Consider the following 16,190-nt stretch of genomic DNA (forward strand, 5'->3'; position numbering starts at 1 on the left):
GTGAGCGAGTCCCTCACTCCGGATGGTGCCCGCCCTGCCGGGAGCCGTGGTTGCTCAGCCGGCCGGGGCGGCAGCCGGGATCGGGGCCACGACGCCGCCGGGCGCCGTCTGGTCGGTGTCCGGCGCGGGCTTGTGCTCGTCCGGCGCCGGCTTGTGCTCGTCGGGGGTCACGTGCTCGTCCGGGGTGGGCTGGGGGTCGGGCCGTACCTCGTCGTCGGGGGTGGGCTGCGGGTCGGGCTGCACGTCATCGTCGGGGGCGGGCTGCGGTGCCTCGTCGCCTGCCTTGTCCATCCAGGAGGTCAGGCCGCCGCTCGGGGTGAGTTTGATGTGCAGGCCATTGTGGTTGCCGAGGGCGGTGCGGCCGTTGGCATCCAGGGACCCGGCGGAGGTGACTGCCTGCCAGTGGGTGGGCGAGAGCTTGTAGACGCGGGCCATGGAGCCGTCGGCCAGGGTGTCGTTACGCACGTGCCGGCGCTTCTCGGGCTGCGGCTTCGGCTTCGGCTTGGCCTTGTCCGTCCAGGAGGTGAGGGTGCCGCTCGGGGTGAGTTTGATGTGCAGGCCGTTGTGGTTGGCGTAGGCGTTCTTGCCGTTGGCGATCAGCGTGCCGCCCTTGGGGCCCGCGACGACGGCCTTGGCCTTGTGCTTGCCGAGCTTGTAGACCTTGGCGGTGGAGCCGTCGCGCAGCTTCACCGTCTTGGCGCCCTTGGCCTTGGCGTGTGCGGCCGATTCGACCGTGACGGACGCGGGGGCGGCCGTCTGCGGGGCGGTGGCGGCCAAGGCGCCGGACGCGGCGCCGAGGCTGATGCCCGCGGTGGCGACGGCGGCAATGGCGGTGGTGCGGAGAGTACGAGCGGTACGCATGGTGAAAGGGGCCCTCTCGGGTCGGTTTCAGCTGGTGGGGGGATGTTTCCGCGTCGTCGTGGCGACATCTACGAAGTTACGCACCTCACATCAAAGCCACCGGTAGGAAATGTAACAGTCATAGCACGCATTTATCGCAAAATGGACAGCGTGGCAGTTACTCCGCAGTAAATCTTCCTGTCCGGGGGCCCGGGCCGGGCTTCACCCGGCCGGGCGGCCCTGCGGATGCGGCGCCCGCGCCAAGGCGTGACGCTGGCGATATGACCGAGCCGCTCCCCGTCGTCGTATCCCCGCCCTCCCCGACCGGGGGCCGCCGCGTCCGCGTGGACGGCCAGATCCTCGGCCTGGCATACGGCGTGAGCGACGTCGTGGAGTTCCTGCGCCGGGCCGGCATGGACGAGGCCGACACGTACATGGTCGAGACGTCGATGTTCATCGACTGGCGGGGCGGCGGCCCCGAGGTGTGGTCCCGTTCCCGGGACGGCGAAGCCGGTCCTGCCGGTGCCTGAGGTGCCACGCGCCGGCGTCGGGGAGCACCGGGCTCCGGGCAGCGGGCGGTCCCCGCGGACAGCGTCACAGGAGAGCCCGGGCGTACGCGGAATCGACCACGTGGGGATCACCGTCCCGGATATCGACGCCGCGACCGCGTTCTTCCGGCACGCCCTGGGCGCGGAAGTCCTCTACGACACCCTGCGCCGTGAGGACGTGCCCACCACCGGGCCGTCCATGGAACAAGGACTCGGCGTTCCCGAGGGCACCGAAGAAGCGGCCATCCGCATGCTGCGGCTGCACCACGGACCCGGTCTCGAACTGTTCGAGTTCCGCGCCCCTCGGCAGAGGGAGCCGGTCGTGCCCTCCGACCTGGGCTGGCAGCATCTGGCCGTGTACGTGGAGGACCTCGAGGCCGCGGTCCTCCGCGTCGAGCAAGCCGGCGGGACCAGGCTGAGCAGCCCCCGACCGTTGCCGGGCGTCGAGGCCGGACCCCGGAACCGGATGACCTACACCCGCACCCCGTGGGGCAGCACACTCGAGCTGATCACCTACCCCGACCCGCAACCGTACGAGCAGCACACTCCCCACCGCCGCTGGCGTCCCTGACCCGCCCCTCAGCGACACCAGGCTGCCGGCGGCAGCACGCGGAGTGGCAGCATCACGGTGCGTCGGACCCGGCCGTCGGCAGGTAGCGCGGTGCCCGCCATGCCTTCAGCCGGTGCTCCACGGCAGCTCCCAGCGACAGAAGTTCGGCGTCCTTGTGGTCACCGGCCATCAGGAGCAGGCCCACCGGCAGTTCCTTCACGGACCCGGCCGGCACCGAGAGGGAGGGGTATCCGGCGACGGCCGCCGGTGTGGAGGAGGGGATGACGTCGTTGTCGCCGCGCGCGCAGTCGGTCGTCCAGGCAGGCGGGTTCGTGGGTGCGGCGATGGCGTCCAGGCGATGAGCGGCGAGGGTTTCGTCGAGAGACCGCTGCGAGAGGTCCTTCAACTCGGCGCGCATGGCCCGGTACCCGGGGTCGGTGGTGGGCGGCGCGGCCAGTGCCTGCTCGAACAGCTCCTGGCCGGCGAAACAGGTCCGTTCCTCTGCATGGCTGCGGTTGAACTCGATCAGCTCGGCGAGATCGCGGGGGCCCTCGCGCGTGCCGAGGTAGGCGTCGATGTCCCGGTGGAACTCGCTGAGCAGCGCCGGGAATTCGAGTTCGGCGAGCCGCGCCTGGTAGGGGGGTGTCACCTCGACGACCACGGCTCCGGCCTTGCGCAGCTTCTGCGCCGTACGGGTCATCACCGCGTCCACATCGGAGCCCAGCGAGGGCAGGCGCCACAGGCCGATCCGCTTGCCGCGGAGGCCGGTGGCGCGGTCGGCCCCCGCATCCCCGAGGGCGGCCGGGCCGGACGGGTCCGGGCGGCTCTGGGTGCCCGACAGGCCGTGCAGGCCGCCGGAGCGGGCCCGGGCGGCACGATCACGTGAGTTCTCGTCCTCGCTCAGCACCGAAAGGGTGAGCGCGGTGTCGATCACATTGCGCGCCATGGGCCCGGCCGTGTCCTGCTCGGCAGAGATCGGCACCACGCCCGACTGGCTGACCAGGCCGAGGCTGGGCTTGTGGCCGACGACGCCGTTCATCCCGGCCGGGCAGACGATGGAGCCGTCCGTCTCGGTGCCGATCGCCACCTGCGACAACGACGCGGCGAGCGCGGCGGCCGAGCCTGCGGAGGAACCGCACGGATTCCGGTCAAGGACGAAGGGGTTGTTGGTCTGTCCGCCCACCGCCGACCACCCCGATGTCGGCTTGGCGGCACGGAAGTTGGCCCATTCCGACAGGTTGGTCTTGCCCAGGATCACCGCGCCCGCCTTGCGTAGCCGGGTCACCAGCTTGGCATCGGTGTCCGGCGGGCTTCCGGCAAGCGCGAGCGATCCGGCCGTCGTCGGCATGTCGCGGGTGTCCACGTTGTCCTTGAGCAGGACGGGAATGCCGTCCAGCGGCCCGAGGGTTTTGCCGTGCCGGTGCCTGGCGTCGCTCGCGGCCGCCTGACGCAGGGCCGTCGGGCTGGTACGCAGCACCGAGTGGATCTTGGGATCGACCTTCTCGATCCGCCGCAGATACGTCCTGGTCAGCGCCGACGCCGTCAGCGAACCGTCCCTCATCCGCGCCTGCAACTCCGGAATCGTGACCGTGTCCAGGTCGATCCCGGACGGCAGAGATGACCCCGCCGACCGCGTCGAAGTGTCGGTGCCGTGCTCGGCAGGGGCGGCTTGCGCACCGGCACTGGGCAGGCCCGTCAGAAGGGACCCCGCGACAAGGGCGGCGGTCATTGCGGCAATGCTCTTCTTCCCCATGCGGCTCAGCGCACTACACGGGCAGCGACCCGCGCAAGGGTGCGGGTTGCCGCGGGGTCGGATGTCGGTCTCAATCCGGGCGGGCCCCCCGCGGCGGATGGCGGGTCAGCTCGCTCCGCCCTGACCGGCGCTGCCGATCGCACCGACCTTCACCGGGGAGCCGGAACCGTCCGTGACCGGCAGCGTCTTCGCGCCCGGCCATGCGAGGGAGGAGGACTTCGTCTCTCCCGGCGGGGTCACCACCAATCCCGTGACACTGACACCGGAACCGCCCGAGTCGTTCATCGGGTAGGTGACAGCGAACGACACCGACTCCCCGTCCTTGAGGACACCGGGGTCGGCCGGCTCACCCGTGCGCTTGGCGGACAGCGCCCCCGCGCTGGTCTTCAGGTCGACACCCGCGAACCCGGATATCGCACAGTCCCGGCCGCCCCCGTTCTGCAGCGTCACCGCGACGGTGCCCTCGGTGTCGCCGTCGATCGTGCTGTCCTGCGCCGAGAATTCCAGTTCGTCGGTGTGGCACTTGGCCAGCTTGCCGTCCTCCCCGGAACCGGCCCCGGCATCCGCGCCCTGCCCGCCGGAGCTCTTCCCGGCGGAGTCCTTGTCGCCGCCCTGCTCCGAGCCGCCTGAGCCGTCGGCGCCCGAACCGCCGTCCGCGGAGGACGAGCTGGATGCGGGCGCCGGGTCACCCCCGGCGGCGTCCTCGTCGTTGCAGGCCGTGAGCGAGAGGCTCGCGGCAACGGCCAGGGCGGCGAAGGTGAGCTTGTGAACGCGCATCGTGTGTTTCCTCAGCATCGGTTGGGGTGCCGGCTGCTCGGTAGGAGCGAGCATTTCTGATCATCAGGACCCGCCCGGCCCGGCGAACCGTTCCGCCCGACTACTCGCTAGTACATCCCTGTTACACACCTGCCAGGCGCGCGACGTCCACCACCCCGCGCACCGCCCGCCCCTCCCGCACCCCTGCCGCGCCCCCAACGCGTCGCCACGGCGGTTCCCGCCACGGTCGCGCACGAATGCGCAGCCGCCGCCCGCTGGAACAGACCCGTAACCCGGCGTCTCTTGACCCCAGTGGGTGACACGGTCTCCCCGACCCGACCCGACCCGACCCGACCCGACCCGACCCGACCCGACCCGACCCGACCCGACCCGTCCCTGCCCGGCGGCAGCCGCCAGCGTGCCCGACATTGTCGGTGCGGAAAGTGTGGGGTGGCGGGGGCCGGTATCGCCGCACGCTAGGGGCATGGATGACACGACCTTGGTATCCCGCTTCCTCAGCGACGGCTTCGTGAAGCTGGAGGGTGCCGTCGCGCCGCGCGTCGCAGCGGACTGCGCGCGGCTGCTGTGGCGCGAGACGGGCTGCGACCCGAACGACGCGACGACATGGACACAGCCCGTGCACTGGGTGCCCGGCATGGGGCAAGGCCCGTTCGCCGCCGCCCCCAACTCGCCGGAACTGCACCGCGCCTACGACCTGCTCGTCGGCGCGGGACGCTGGGAGCCGCGCTACTCGCTGGGTACCTTCCCGCTGCGCTTTCCGCACGCGGAGGAACCGGACGACGCCGGCTGGCACATCGAAGGAAGCTATCTGCCGGAGGGCGAGAGCTGGTACTTCACCAACCTGCGCTCCCGCGGCCGGGCGTTGCTGATGCTGTTCCTGTTCAGCGAGGTCGGCGAGGAGGACGCCCCGACCCGTATCCGGGTCGGCTCGCACCTCGACGTGCCGAAGGTGCTGGAAACGTACGAGGAGGACGGAGCCAGCGGACTCACCCTCGCACCCGACCTGGTGGCAGCCTCCGACCACCGGCCACTCGCCCTCGCCACCGGTTCTCCCGGCGATGTCTTCCTGTGCCATCCGTTCCTGGTGCACGCTGCGCAGCCGCACCACGGCAGCAGGCCGCGCTTCATGGCCCAGCCGCCGCTGATGCCGGCCGCACCGTACGAACTGGAACGGGTCGACGGCGCGTACTCACCCGTGGAAATCGCGATCCGCCGAGGTCTGGGGCGGACGACCCCCCCCGGTCGAGCCGCTGACGGCGGACGATGAGACGCAGGTCCGCTCGGTGTGAACGCTGTTGCTGGTCGCGGGTCGAGTGATCGTGTAAGGCTGCCCGTATGACGACAGAGAGATTCGAAGTGCAGCGCCAGGTGGCCGCGTCCCCGGAGAAGATCTTCGCGTTGCTGTGCGACCCCTCCGGGCATGTGGCGATCGACAGCTCAGGAATGCTGCAGTCCGCCGAGGGCGACCCCGTGCGTCGGGCCGGTGACGAGTTCCTCGTGCACATGGATCGCGAGGCGTTGAACGACTACCCGATGGGCAAGTACGACGTCACTGTGATCATCACGAAGTTCGAGCAGGACGCCCTGATCGAATGGACCATCTCCGGCCAGGTGCAGCCTCCCATCCGCCACCTCTACGGATACCGGCTCGCGCCCAGCGAGGGCGGCACCCTGGTTACCTCGTACTACGACTGGAGCGAGATCGAGGAGCGATACCGGGACGCGGGCATCTTCCCGGTCATCCCCGAAGCAGGGCTCCGCGCGACCCTCGGAATTCTGGCGCGGAACGTGGAGTAGCGGTTCCCGGGCCGCCGGGGGTACCGGCGGGGCTGGACCGCGGTGGGCTCAGGGCTGCTTCACCAGGATGGCGCGGGTGTAGAGCAGGTCGAAGCCCTGACGCTGCGCGTTCTGCTGGGACTTGGATCCCGGCTGGGTGGTGATGACGGCGACGTCGCAGCCGGAGGCCGCGGCGTGGGCGAGCCGGTAGGACAGCAGCGCGGTCTGGACGCCGCGGCGGCGATGTGCGGGCGCGGTCGCCGCCCCGGTGAGCTGCGCGACTCCCTCCGCCATGCGGAAACCGGCGCCGCCGACGATGACTCCCTCGCGCAGCGCGACGCAGCGCGTGACGCCGGCCGCCGCGGTGAGATCGCGCATGGCCCTGGCGATGACGTCGCGCGGAAACTCTTCGTGTGAGGGCACCCCTTGAACGTCGGGGTGGGCGAAGCCTTCTGCCACGACGTCGAGCCAGGAGTCGAACTCGTCGTCGCCGCTGGGCCGCACCTCGATGCCGGCCGGCGTGACGCGCTCGCGCTCGCCCTTGAGGGTGAGGCCGAGCACGTTCTCGAACGAGGCGAGCCGGTAGCCCCGTTCGGTCAGCAGGGCGGCGATCGCGGGGTCGGCGAGGTGGGCGAGTTCGATCTGTACGGGGGAGTGGCAGGCTGCGAAGGCCCGTTCGACCTCGTCGAGAGCGGGTGCGTCCGGCACGCCGTCGAAGCCGATCCCCGCGATCTTGTTGAGCGGCGAGCCCTCTTCGGCGTAACTCGCCACGCCGCCGGCGAACGGGAGCGCGAAGCCCTCGGCGTCCGCGTTGCGGTGGCGGGCGGCCTCGCTGCCCCGGGAGATGAGCTGCGCCTCGACTCGCTCGATGCGCCTGGCGAGTTCGGTGTCGCAGAAGAGGGGCAAACGGTCGGCGTCGGCATCGGCGTCCATGGCTTGTCCGGGCCTCCGGTTCGCTCGGTGGTGTTTCCTGCTCAGGGCTCAGGGCTCAGGGCTCAGGGCTCAGGCGGGGTGTTCTTGCCCCGGCCGCGTCGTCCCACACTCCCGGGCGCGCCGGGGGCACTTGGAACCGTTCGGCGGCCCGCCGCAGCGGCCAGCCGTCCTCCACGATGCACCAGGCCAGCCGCATCCTGCCGGTGGGAGTCAGCGGCGCGTTACGGTGGCATATGAGGGCCTCCTGCACTCGGCGGTAGATGTCGCAGTCACCACCGAAACCAGAAGGCCCTCACCCATGCAAGACCGCACTCGCGTCATCAACGTGCCCGAACAGAACAATTAGGGCGTGCATCGAAAGTAGATCTTGGTGATGGCCTTGCCTTACTTCAGAGGTAATCGTCTCGGCGTGCCCACGCTGGCAGGCTTGGTGATGTCTCCGCGTCGGAGGACGCGGACCAGGACGGAGAGGTCAGCCATGTCCAAAGCCGCACTTCCGAACTCGCGCACCGTGGTTGAGGAGTTGCTGCGCAGAATTGGCGAGGGTGACGCCGACCGCATCGCCGAGCTGTATGCCGAGCAGTGCGATTGGAAGCTCGACTGGCCGGAGGCCGAGCACGGCCGTACTGCCACGCCGTGGATCCGTCACCGGTCTACCCGGGCCGACGCGGCCGCCCACTATCGCGAGCTCGCCGAGTACCACGTGCCGGAGTATGTAGCGACGAAGGTCGAGCGCATCCTTGTCGACGGAAGCGACGCGATCGTGCTGGGCGAGATCCGTCAGACCGCCCGGCCCACCGGACGTGCCTATCAGGCGCGGTTCGCTCTGCATCTCACCGTCGAAGACGGTCTTGTCACGCGGCACCATGTCTACGAGGACAGCCTGGCCGTCGCCCGGGCATTCGAGGCGGAGAACCGGTGAAAGACCACCGGTCCCATTGCGAGGATGCTGTTCACAGCCACTCGTTGATGGCCGCGACGAGAACGGTCGCCTCGTAACGGACCGAGAGTTTGTCGTACCTCGTGGCCACGGCCCGGTGCCTCTTGAGGCGATTGGTGCCGCACTCGACAGCGTGCCGCGCCTGGTAATCCTGCGGGCCGAACTTCGGTGGCCGGCCACCGCGCGAGCCGCGTTTCTTGCGGCTGCGGGTGGCCTGTTCGACCTTGTCCGGGATGGTGCATCGGAACCCGCGGCGGCGCGGTAGGCACGGTCCTCCCAGGAGCGTACGCATACGCCTTGTCGGCGCGCACCCGCCCGGGCCGGGTGCGCGACCTGCCCGGCCCCAGCCGGGGAACCCGGATGCGGCCGAGGACGGCTTCGAACTGCGGTGAGTCCCCGCGCTGTCCGGCGGTAATCACGATGGACATGCCCTTTTGCCCCTGCTCGACGGCCAGATGCAACTTGGTGGTCAGACCGCCGCGCGAACGCCCGAACCCGTTGGTCGGCCGACTCGGTGGCCATGCCGCCGGGCGGCTCCTTCTGAAGCTCCTTTTTTCCTCGCACCGGCGGCGTGCTGGTGAGCCCGGCAGACGGTGGAGTCGACGTTCTGGTCGCCAGTGGGAGCAAGAGACGACACCGGGGCCGAGGAGGTCCACGCCTTCGAAGAGTCATAGCAGCTCTGCTCGCGTGCGCAGCGTCATCGGCGCCGAGCCCTGGCTGTTCCAGTAGCGCACGGCTTCCGTCATGACGACGCTGAGCATCGTCATGGCGACAGGCCGGCTGAAGTCCAGTGTCCGGGCGGCACGTTCCAAGATTGTGTCGGGTGCGTGCAGGTCGGCGTCGATGTAGTCCGTGGCCCCCTCGGGGGTACTGGTGAGCAGGGCGTGGGCGTGCCTGAGCACGATGGGGTCGTCGTCCACGTACACGATCCGGCAGGTCGGATTGATCCGCTGGGCGGCCTCGTGGGCGTGGTCGACCGTGGGAAGTCCGGTGCCGGTGTCCAGGAACTGCCGGATGCCCGCCTCGCCGGCGAGGAACTTCACGGCCCGCGCGAGAAATCGGCGATCGGCCACGGCGGCCCGGGGCAGGGACGGTACGAAGCTCAGGAGCAGGGCGAGTTCGCCTGAGGCCGACAGCCTGTCCCGCTTCAGCTGCCCGAAGCGGCCTCTCCGGACACCTGACGCACGGTCGCCGACGGAACCCGCTGCTCGGCGGGCACAGCGACCCGGGGAGTTCAGGTGTGCGGCGGGTCCTGGGCGGATGTGATGACGGCTGCCAGGTCCGTGCCCGCTCGCAGCAGTGCCACCGTCCGCGCGGCGATCTGGTCGAGACGCCGGCGCAGGACGTGTTGAGCCTCTTCCAGACCGTCGAGCCGGTGCAGAGAGGTCATGATGTCGCGTACCGTGGGAATGCCGTAGCCGCTGCTGCGCAGGGCCGCGACGATGCGGGCCGCTCGGATCGCGGGAAGACCGTATCGGCGTGCGCGCAGGGACGTCACCCTCTCGGGGCCCACGAGCCCCTCCTGCTCCCAGAAGCGCAGGGTCGAGGGACGTACACCGAGCGCCGCGCCCAGCTGCGTGATCGTCATGGCGTCGCCCTCCTGCTCGAACCCGGGCCCGCTCGTCTCCTGCCGGATCGCACGCAACGCTTCCCGGGCGCGCAGAGCCTCGTCCCGCTCCCGCGCGAGCCCGACGTGCACCGTGCTGATCGCCGAGGCCGCCGCCTCGAGAGACTCCGTCCGCAGCCGCGTGAGCAGCTGCCGGGCTGCGACAGGCCCGATGGCACCGGCGAGGCCGCGATAGGCGCGAAGGGCATGCACATGAACTGAGGTGTACGAGCGGTAGCCGTTGCTCGACCGAGCAGCCGGCGGAAGGACTCCCAGCCGCTCCAGGTCGCGCACCTGCTGCACCGAATACCCCGACTCCCTGGCGACATCAACGGTTCTCAGCCGTAGCCGCTGCGGACCGCCCCTCGTCTCGTCCATCGGACCAACCCCACAGAAGCACTTGAAGGTGATGCTTGAACCATGAGTATGGAACAGATCATCGCGACCGTGCGCAGCCTCGACGGAGCCCTCGTGGTCCTCCCCGGACCGGAAAGCGACCTCCCCGAGCTCGTGTGGGGAGACGCGTTCTTCTACTACGCCCCCGACGGCCAGATGCCCCGGAACGTCCAGCCCTACGGGACGATCGTCACGAAGAACTACCCCGACGACACCGCTTCCGATCTCGACGCCGCGGGCCGCTGGCGCGTGAACGTCCACGTCGACCGCGCGACGTTCGGGGAACTCACCGGACAGGACCAGCGCAGCGTCAGTCACGTCGGCGACTACGCAGCCGCCGACCGCGTGTTGCCGCACCCGGTGTACGGGGCGCTGGGCTGGATCTGTGTCGTCAGCCCGGGGGAGAGGACGATGCAGACCGTTGTGCAGTTGCTGCGCGGTGCCCACGATGCCGCTCGGGCCCGGTTCGTGCGGCGACATGCGGCAGGACAGCCGTCGGAGGTTGACTGACCCGGTGCCGGAGAGCGTGCGTGGGGGCTCGTCCCGGCAGACCCGTGTGCGGCAGCACAGGAAGCGGGCAGGCCGGTGTGGCCGAGGCCGAAACCGAAGCCGGAGTCGGCGGTCCGGCCGGGCAGCTGCTCGTCGAGGATGAGGCACCAGTAGCGTCACGGGCATCCGACCGCAAGGATGCCTGTGACGCGGCAACGCAACCCGGAAGGCCGCCGTATCCGAGAGGCTCCCCGCATGACCACGCAGTACGCGATCGACTGGCCCGGGAAATACCTGCCCGGCACCGACGACGACTCCTTCACCAACGAAACAATCGGCGGCCGGAGCCTGACCGCCCCCTGGGTACGGCACTACCCCTTCGCACCCCGGGACGCCCGTGTCGTGGAGCTCCCGGGTGTGCTGCACGCCTGGCCGGTGGAGGACCTGCCCGGCGGCCGCGTGCGTGTCCTGCCCCGCGTGTCGCAGCTCGGCCGGCCCGCCGCCGCGCCGGCGCCGGAGCGGCCCGCCCCGAGGCTCGACGGCCACGGGGCATGGCCGGTCGGCCCCGTCCGTACCGCATCCGCATCCGCATCCGGGGAGGCCGTCCGATGAGCGACACGCGCACCGTGGGCCTTCTGGGCACGGGGATCATGGGGGCCGCGATGGCCCGCAACCTGGCCCGCTCCGGACACTCCGTACGCGCCTGGAACCGCACCCGCGACAAGGCCGAGCCCCTCGCCGCCGACGGTGTTCAGATCACCGACACCCCGGCGGAGGCCGTCACCGGCGCCGATGTCGTCCTGACCATGCTCTACGACGGCCCCGCCGCTCTGGATGTCATGCGGCGGGCCGCCGAAGCGCTGACCCCCGGCACGGCGTGGGTGCAATCGACGACCGCGGGCATCGAGGCGATCGGCGACCTGGCCCGCTTCGCCGAGGAAAACCGGCTCGTCTTCTTCGACGCTCCCGTGCTGGGCACGCGGCAGCCCGCCGAAGCGGGGCAGTTGACCGTTCTCGCCGCCGGCCCGGAGCAGCACCGCCCCGCCGTGACGCCAGTCTTGGACGCGGTCGGCTCCCGCACCGTATGGACCGGCGAGGACGGGGCCCTCGGCAGTGCGACCCGGCTGAAACTCGTGGCGAACAGCTGGGTCCTCGCCACCACCAACGCGGCGGGCGAGGTCCTCGCCCTGTCGCAGGCTCTCGGGGTGGATCCGCAGAGCTTCTTCGACGCCATCGAGGGCGGCGGGCTCGACATGCCCTACCTCCGGGCCAAGGCGGCCCTCGTACTCAACGACCAGCTGTCCCCGGCCCAGTTCGCCGTGGACACGGCCGTCAAGGACGCCCGCCTGATCGTCGAGGCGGGACGCGCCCACGGTGTCCGGCTCGATGTCGCCGCCGCGAGCGCCGACCGCCTGGCCCGCGCCGCCGCGGCCGGCCACGGCGATGAGGACATGGCCGCCGCCTACTTCGCCAGCTTCGAGGACCCGCCGCAGACTCACTGACCCTCCAACTTCTTGGCGCGCGTCGGCGTCGGCTCCTCTGCTGGCTGCGGTGGGCCCCCGGCAGCGCGGAAGGCGGTGCCGCAACCGACACAGCCCGGTGTATCGGGGCGAAGCGTGTGCCTCACGGCCGCAGGCACTCGCCCTGCGGGTCGTAGCAGACAAGGCCGTGCTCGTGGGCCAGCGCTGCAGCGTATGCGGACACTTCCTCGGCTCTGCCGTATGTCATGAGCAGGTACACGATCGGCCCTGAAGCCTCGTCGACGACCGGAGTCGAAACCCAGGCGCTCCCGCCAAAGTCGTCGTTGTCCGGGTAGCGGCCGGTGAGTGCTTCAACGTAGGCCCCGATACGCGGAGTCGGAGGGACTGCGGCGTCCTCGGGCCCGAGGTAGCGCGCATATAGCTCGTCATAGGTCGATCCTGCTTGGTCGTCGTCGCGGGGGCGGTCACCGTCCCACACCGCAAGGTCGTAGCTCACAGCTGCATCGTCGCAGGGTCACGCACTCGGCAGCCATGACGTTGAAGACCCGCCTGTGTACGGATGATTGGGTGGTCGGCCGTGGTGTAAGACTTGCGGCATGGACATGGGGCGTGAGTCACGGTGGGAGAAGGACGCCATGTCGGTGGAGATCGTTTTCGCCCTGGTGACGGCCGCCCTGCTGGCCGCCGTCGTATTTGCCGCCACCCTGGCCCTCACGCTGGTCCTCGGCGTCTCCGGCTCGGCGCGCGAGCAGATGCGAGGGGCGGGCGCTCTGGCGGGAGGCGCCCTCGGAGTATGGCGCGTCGTGCGGGTACTGCGCCGTTTCGATGTGCAGCGGCGTCAAGGCCGCTGAAACACGTCAAGGCCGCTGACACCCTCCGGGCCGGCAGCCCGCCGAAGTGGCGAGCCGCCGAACGCCCGCAACCGGCATGGTGAAGCGGCACGAGCACGGTCGTACGGCCGCTCCCCCCTGACGTGGCCGTCCGACCGCCACATCGGGCCCACCGATCGGGCGCCGAAGCGGACTGTGCTCGTGCTCGCTCACGTGCAAGGTTGGCTCAGTCGGTGATCGAGGATCGACGTGATTTGGCCTAGCCCGAATAACGACATCTTGATCAGGCTCTGCGCCATGCCCCTTCGTATCCATTTCACGGCCGCGGATCTGGCCCGCACCCGGTTGGCTGATGGGCCTCGGCCCATGCTGGAGCTGGATATCGCGCTGCGACTGCTGCAAGAAGGGAGCCACGCGAACCGGTTCGGGGCCTGGCGCAGACAATCGCTGCGCCGTCTGCCGGCAAGAAGCAGACGTCTGCTCGATCTGATCCCGCGCACGGGCTGGACGGTGGACTTCCTCGACCAGGCGATGGCAGGCAGCATCGACGAGGCGCTGGAGCGGGTGCGGGCCACGCCCGCCGCCCGGATCCGCAAGGACATGGAGACCTGGGCCGGCCGCGGCCAGCAGCGCGCCGTGCCGGCCTGGACCCAGTCACTGGGCAGCGACAGGCAACTGCTCCTGGACCTGGCCGACACCGCGGCCCACGCGCACAAGCACATCATCGCCCCGTACCAGCAGCACACCGACGCCCTCAGCGGCGCGGACCAGGCACTGCGCACCCGGCAGGCCGCTCACGGCGGGCTCCAGGCCCTGCTGTCCGGACTCAATCCCCGCTACATCCGCTGGCGACCGCCGGTTCTGGAGCTCACCATGGCTTCCGGAAGCGCGGGCGACATCCATCTCGCGGGCCGTGGCCTGCTCCTGATTCCCTCGGTCTTCGGGGCGGTCTATCCCGCGCTGGACGAGACAGCCGAACCCCAGCCGTGGCTGACCTACCCCGTCGGCCTGCGCGACACGGACCTCTTCCTGCCGCCCACCGACACCGCGCGCGCCCTGAGCACCATCCCCGACTCCCTGACCGCCCTCCTGGGCCACACCCGCGCCGTCGTGCTGTGGACCATCGCCCACCACCCCGGCTGCACCACCACCGAACTTGCCCGCCACGCCGGTATCTCCCCGGCCAGTGCCAGCCAGCACGCGACCGTTCTGCGCACCGCCGGTCTCTCCCACACCACCCGGCACCACAACACCGCCCTCCACACCGTCACCCCCGCAGGCACCCACCTCCTCAACACCGCGGGCTGAGCGCGGCGGATTTCGCGCCGGGTTCATGGTCATTCGGCCTGCGCCCGTTCAGGTGCCGTTCAGCGCACAACCATCAGCCGTTTCCACGTGTCTCGGAGGTGAATCACATCTGCGCGAACGCGTCTGGACATCGCTCGCGCTCTAAAGGAGGAACCGTGGGCATTCGCCGACCCGCCATATCGACCGCCGTGGCCGCCGCCCTGATCGGGTCGCTCGGTGTTCCGCTCCTCGCGGGTACCGCAGCAGCGAAGGACGGCGCCGTGACCGTGCGCGAGGACTTCGACGGCGACGGCTACCAGGACATCGCCGTCGCCGCCCCCGGCGCGAAGGTAGGCGGCCACGTCTGGGCCGGCTACATCACGGTCAGATACGGCTCCGCGCAGGGCTTCGACCCCGCGCGCACCACGATCATCAACCAGGACACCCCCGGCGTGCCCGGAGTCCCCGGCGACAACCACGGTTTCGGCTACGCGATGATCGCCCGCGATGTGGACGGCGACGGCCTGACCGACCTGGGGCTTGTCACCCGCGAATACCGGCCGGAGAACAACGTCGGCGGATCGGTGATCCTCCTGTGGGGCCGCAAGGCCGGCATCACCGGCCAGGGCGCCGTGCGCCTCGGAGCTCCGGCGAACGCACAGGTAGGCGACGACATCACCGCGGGCGACTTCGACGGCGACGGGCACCAGGACCTGTTCATGCGCAACGGCGACGACTACGACTACCACGCCGTGCTCTACGGCCCCTTCGACCGGGCAGGCGCCCCCGCCCGCGAGCAGCAGGTGAAGGTCTACAGCACCGACAACTCCATCAACTCCACCGTCGCGGGCGACTTCAACGGCGACGGCATCGAGGACCTCGCGACCTTCTACGTCTACGAGAACCACGCCGAGGGCGGCAAGCTGTGGCTCGGCACCAAGACCGGCCTGTCCACCGTCCCGCAGCCTCTGGGTTCCGCCGCGGCCTCGGCCGTCGCCGACTTCGACCAGGACGGCTACGCAGACCTCGCCACCCGTATCTTCCCGAACGGCGACACCGAGGGCACCGAGGTGGACCCCGGCACCGTCAAGATCCAATACGGGTCGCCGTCCGGCCCCGGCCAGACGCGCACGCAGTCGGTCACGCAGAACACGGCGGGTGTGCCCGGCACGAGCGAGAAGGGCGACCAGTTCGGCGGCCGCCTGAACACGGGCGACACGAACGGCGACGGCTACCCCGACCTGGCCGTCGGCGTCCCCGGCGAGGCGATCGGCTCGAAGGCGAAAGCCGGTGCCGTGGTGGTGCTCAAGGGCGGCAGGGGCGGGCTCACCGGCACGGGCGCGCAGGCCTTCCACCAGGACACTGCGGACGTGCCGGGTGTCGCGGAGTCCGGCGACCGGTTCGGCGGTTCGGTACGGCTGCTCGACGTGACGGGTGACGGCAAGGCGGACCTGACCACGGGCGCGCCGGGCGAGGACCCGGGTGCCGTCGTGAACGGCGGTGCGGTGTGGCTGCTGCGCGGCTCGGCCTCCGGCGTGACGGCCTCGAAGTCCGCCGCGCAGAACCCGACGGACATCGGGGCACCGGCGGCGAAGGCCCTGTACGGCTTGAACCTGAGCGGCGACAACGGTCCCGGAGTGGTGATCCCCTAGGGCTGTTTCCCGGATCATGTGCGGAGCCGGATCATGAGGACTGCGAGGGCGACGGTTCCGAGGTAGATGCAGGCGCGTTTCCCGTAACGTGTGGCGACGGCGCGGAAGCCCTTGAGTCGGCGGAAACCGTTGTGACAGTCCGTGACTGCGCCCCCATCCTGACGCGGTGGGCCGACCCGGCCCAGCTCGCGATCGTCCCGTCCTCGGCGTCCGCCCTGCGTTCCGTCCCGCGTCGTTGGTTCCAGTGCCGCGGCCGCGCCCCTGCGCTGGGACCAGTCGGCACGATCCAGATGAAAAGCCCGTTCGATCCCTCGTGCGCGGGGGTATGTCCT

General features: G+C 70.4%; 18 protein-coding genes and 3 pseudogenes. 11 read left to right on the forward strand and 10 right to left on the reverse strand.

The features are described from left to right. Window positions 1-54: 54 nt before the first annotated feature. On the reverse strand, window positions 55-861 hold the full coding sequence (locus tag IE226_RS03590) for a hypothetical protein (protein ID WP_190079433.1): 807 nt from the start codon (window positions 859-861) through the stop codon (window positions 55-57). A gap of 260 nt (window positions 862-1,121) precedes the next feature. On the opposite strand from IE226_RS03590, the gene IE226_RS03595 reads away from it, so the two are divergent. Together IE226_RS03595 and IE226_RS03600 are read left to right on the forward strand one after the other, a co-directional pair. Then, on the forward strand, window positions 1,122-1,370 hold the full coding sequence (locus tag IE226_RS03595) for a hypothetical protein (RefSeq protein WP_190079434.1): 249 nt from the start codon (window positions 1,122-1,124) through the stop codon (window positions 1,368-1,370). A gap of 100 nt (window positions 1,371-1,470) precedes the next feature. Next, window positions 1,471-1,959 carry a VOC family protein gene (locus IE226_RS03600; RefSeq protein WP_229870383.1) on the forward strand — a complete coding sequence of 163 codons (489 nt, stop codon included), beginning with the start codon at window positions 1,471-1,473 and terminating at the stop codon, window positions 1,957-1,959. A 52-nt stretch (window positions 1,960-2,011) separates the two neighbouring features. On the opposite strand, the gene IE226_RS03605 is transcribed toward IE226_RS03600, so the two are convergent. Both IE226_RS03605 and IE226_RS03610 read right to left on the reverse strand, forming a co-directional pair. Next, the gene (locus tag IE226_RS03605; protein WP_190079435.1) at window positions 2,012-3,691 is read right to left on the reverse strand and encodes an amidase family protein; all 1,680 of its coding nucleotides are present in this window, start codon (window positions 3,689-3,691) and stop codon (window positions 2,012-2,014) included. Window positions 3,692-3,796: 105 nt separating this feature from the next. Continuing rightward, window positions 3,797-4,468: a DUF4232 domain-containing protein gene (locus IE226_RS03610; RefSeq protein WP_190079436.1), complete on the reverse strand. Its 672-nt coding sequence runs from the start codon at window positions 4,466-4,468 to the stop codon at window positions 3,797-3,799. A 463-nt stretch (window positions 4,469-4,931) separates the two neighbouring features. Here IE226_RS03610 and IE226_RS03615 point away from each other — a divergent pair, with 463 nt between their 5' ends. Together IE226_RS03615 and IE226_RS03620 are read left to right on the forward strand one after the other, a co-directional pair. Continuing rightward, the gene (locus IE226_RS03615) at window positions 4,932-5,735 is read left to right on the forward strand and encodes a phytanoyl-CoA dioxygenase family protein (protein ID WP_190079437.1); all 804 of its coding nucleotides are present in this window, start codon (window positions 4,932-4,934) and stop codon (window positions 5,733-5,735) included. A gap of 68 nt (window positions 5,736-5,803) precedes the next feature. Further along, a complete protein-coding gene (locus IE226_RS03620; RefSeq protein ID WP_190079438.1) occupies window positions 5,804-6,265 on the forward strand; it encodes an SRPBCC family protein in 462 nt (153 codons plus the stop codon). A 48-nt stretch (window positions 6,266-6,313) separates the two neighbouring features. Here IE226_RS03620 and IE226_RS03625 read toward each other — a convergent pair whose 3' ends face one another. Both IE226_RS03625 and IE226_RS03630 read right to left on the reverse strand, forming a co-directional pair. Next, the gene (locus tag IE226_RS03625) at window positions 6,314-7,177 is read right to left on the reverse strand and encodes a GNAT family N-acetyltransferase (protein WP_190079439.1); all 864 of its coding nucleotides are present in this window, start codon (window positions 7,175-7,177) and stop codon (window positions 6,314-6,316) included. A gap of 103 nt (window positions 7,178-7,280) precedes the next feature. Then, window positions 7,281-7,412 (reverse strand): annotated as a pseudogene (locus IE226_RS03630) (IS481 family transposase); the annotation flags it as partial. A gap of 243 nt (window positions 7,413-7,655) precedes the next feature. Between IE226_RS03630 and IE226_RS03635 the strand changes: the two are divergent. Further along, entirely contained in the window at window positions 7,656-8,099 is a 444-nt protein-coding gene (locus IE226_RS03635) for a nuclear transport factor 2 family protein (protein WP_190079440.1), read from the forward strand. A gap of 31 nt (window positions 8,100-8,130) precedes the next feature. On the opposite strand, the gene IE226_RS43940 is transcribed toward IE226_RS03635, so the two are convergent. From IE226_RS43940 to IE226_RS03650, 4 genes and pseudogenes are all read right to left on the reverse strand, one after another. Continuing rightward, complete coding sequence (locus tag IE226_RS43940; RefSeq protein ID WP_229870455.1) at window positions 8,131-8,409, reverse strand: hypothetical protein; 279 nt, start codon at window positions 8,407-8,409, stop codon at window positions 8,131-8,133. A 76-nt stretch (window positions 8,410-8,485) separates the two neighbouring features. Next, window positions 8,486-8,721: pseudogene (locus IE226_RS45435) on the reverse strand (IS5 family transposase); the annotation flags it as partial. 4 nt (window positions 8,722-8,725) lie between these two features. Further along, window positions 8,726-9,226, reverse strand: a pseudogene (locus IE226_RS03645) (SAM-dependent methyltransferase); the annotation flags it as partial. A 125-nt stretch (window positions 9,227-9,351) separates the two neighbouring features. Next, a complete protein-coding gene (locus IE226_RS03650) occupies window positions 9,352-10,101 on the reverse strand; it encodes a MerR family transcriptional regulator (RefSeq protein ID WP_190079441.1) in 750 nt (249 codons plus the stop codon). Between the two features lie 48 nt (window positions 10,102-10,149). On the opposite strand from IE226_RS03650, the gene IE226_RS03655 reads away from it, so the two are divergent. The 3 genes from IE226_RS03655 to IE226_RS03665 all read left to right on the forward strand — a co-directional run bounded on the left by IE226_RS03655 (window position 10,150) and on the right by IE226_RS03665 (window position 12,110). Then, a complete protein-coding gene (locus IE226_RS03655; protein ID WP_190079584.1) occupies window positions 10,150-10,629 on the forward strand; it encodes a DUF6194 family protein in 480 nt (159 codons plus the stop codon). Window positions 10,630-10,863: 234 nt separating this feature from the next. Further along, window positions 10,864-11,220, forward strand: a complete 357-nt coding sequence (locus IE226_RS03660) for a hypothetical protein (protein WP_190079442.1) — start codon at window positions 10,864-10,866, stop codon at window positions 11,218-11,220. After that, complete coding sequence (locus IE226_RS03665) at window positions 11,217-12,110, forward strand: NAD(P)-dependent oxidoreductase (RefSeq protein ID WP_190079443.1); 894 nt, start codon at window positions 11,217-11,219, stop codon at window positions 12,108-12,110. The genes IE226_RS03660 and IE226_RS03665 overlap by 4 nt, the downstream gene beginning before the upstream one ends. A gap of 121 nt (window positions 12,111-12,231) precedes the next feature. Here IE226_RS03665 and IE226_RS03670 read toward each other — a convergent pair whose 3' ends face one another. Beyond that, the gene (locus tag IE226_RS03670; RefSeq protein WP_190079444.1) at window positions 12,232-12,585 is read right to left on the reverse strand and encodes a hypothetical protein; all 354 of its coding nucleotides are present in this window, start codon (window positions 12,583-12,585) and stop codon (window positions 12,232-12,234) included. Between the two features lie 100 nt (window positions 12,586-12,685). On the opposite strand from IE226_RS03670, the gene IE226_RS03675 reads away from it, so the two are divergent. The 3 genes from IE226_RS03675 (at window position 12,686) to IE226_RS03685 (ending at window position 15,858) form a co-directional block, all read left to right on the forward strand. After that, window positions 12,686-12,940: a DUF6332 family protein gene (locus tag IE226_RS03675; RefSeq protein WP_190079445.1), complete on the forward strand. Its 255-nt coding sequence runs from the start codon at window positions 12,686-12,688 to the stop codon at window positions 12,938-12,940. Between the two features lie 345 nt (window positions 12,941-13,285). After that, entirely contained in the window at window positions 13,286-14,227 is a 942-nt protein-coding gene (locus IE226_RS44815) for an ArsR/SmtB family transcription factor (protein ID WP_268251271.1), read from the forward strand. A gap of 155 nt (window positions 14,228-14,382) precedes the next feature. Then, window positions 14,383-15,858, forward strand: coding sequence for an FG-GAP and VCBS repeat-containing protein (locus IE226_RS03685; protein ID WP_190079447.1), 1,476 nt, complete (start codon window positions 14,383-14,385; stop codon window positions 15,856-15,858). Window positions 15,859-16,190 lie beyond the last annotated feature (332 nt).

It is taken from the genome of Streptomyces longisporoflavus, assembly GCF_014649775.1.
Lineage (GTDB): Bacteria > Actinomycetota > Actinomycetes > Streptomycetales > Streptomycetaceae > Streptomyces > Streptomyces longisporoflavus.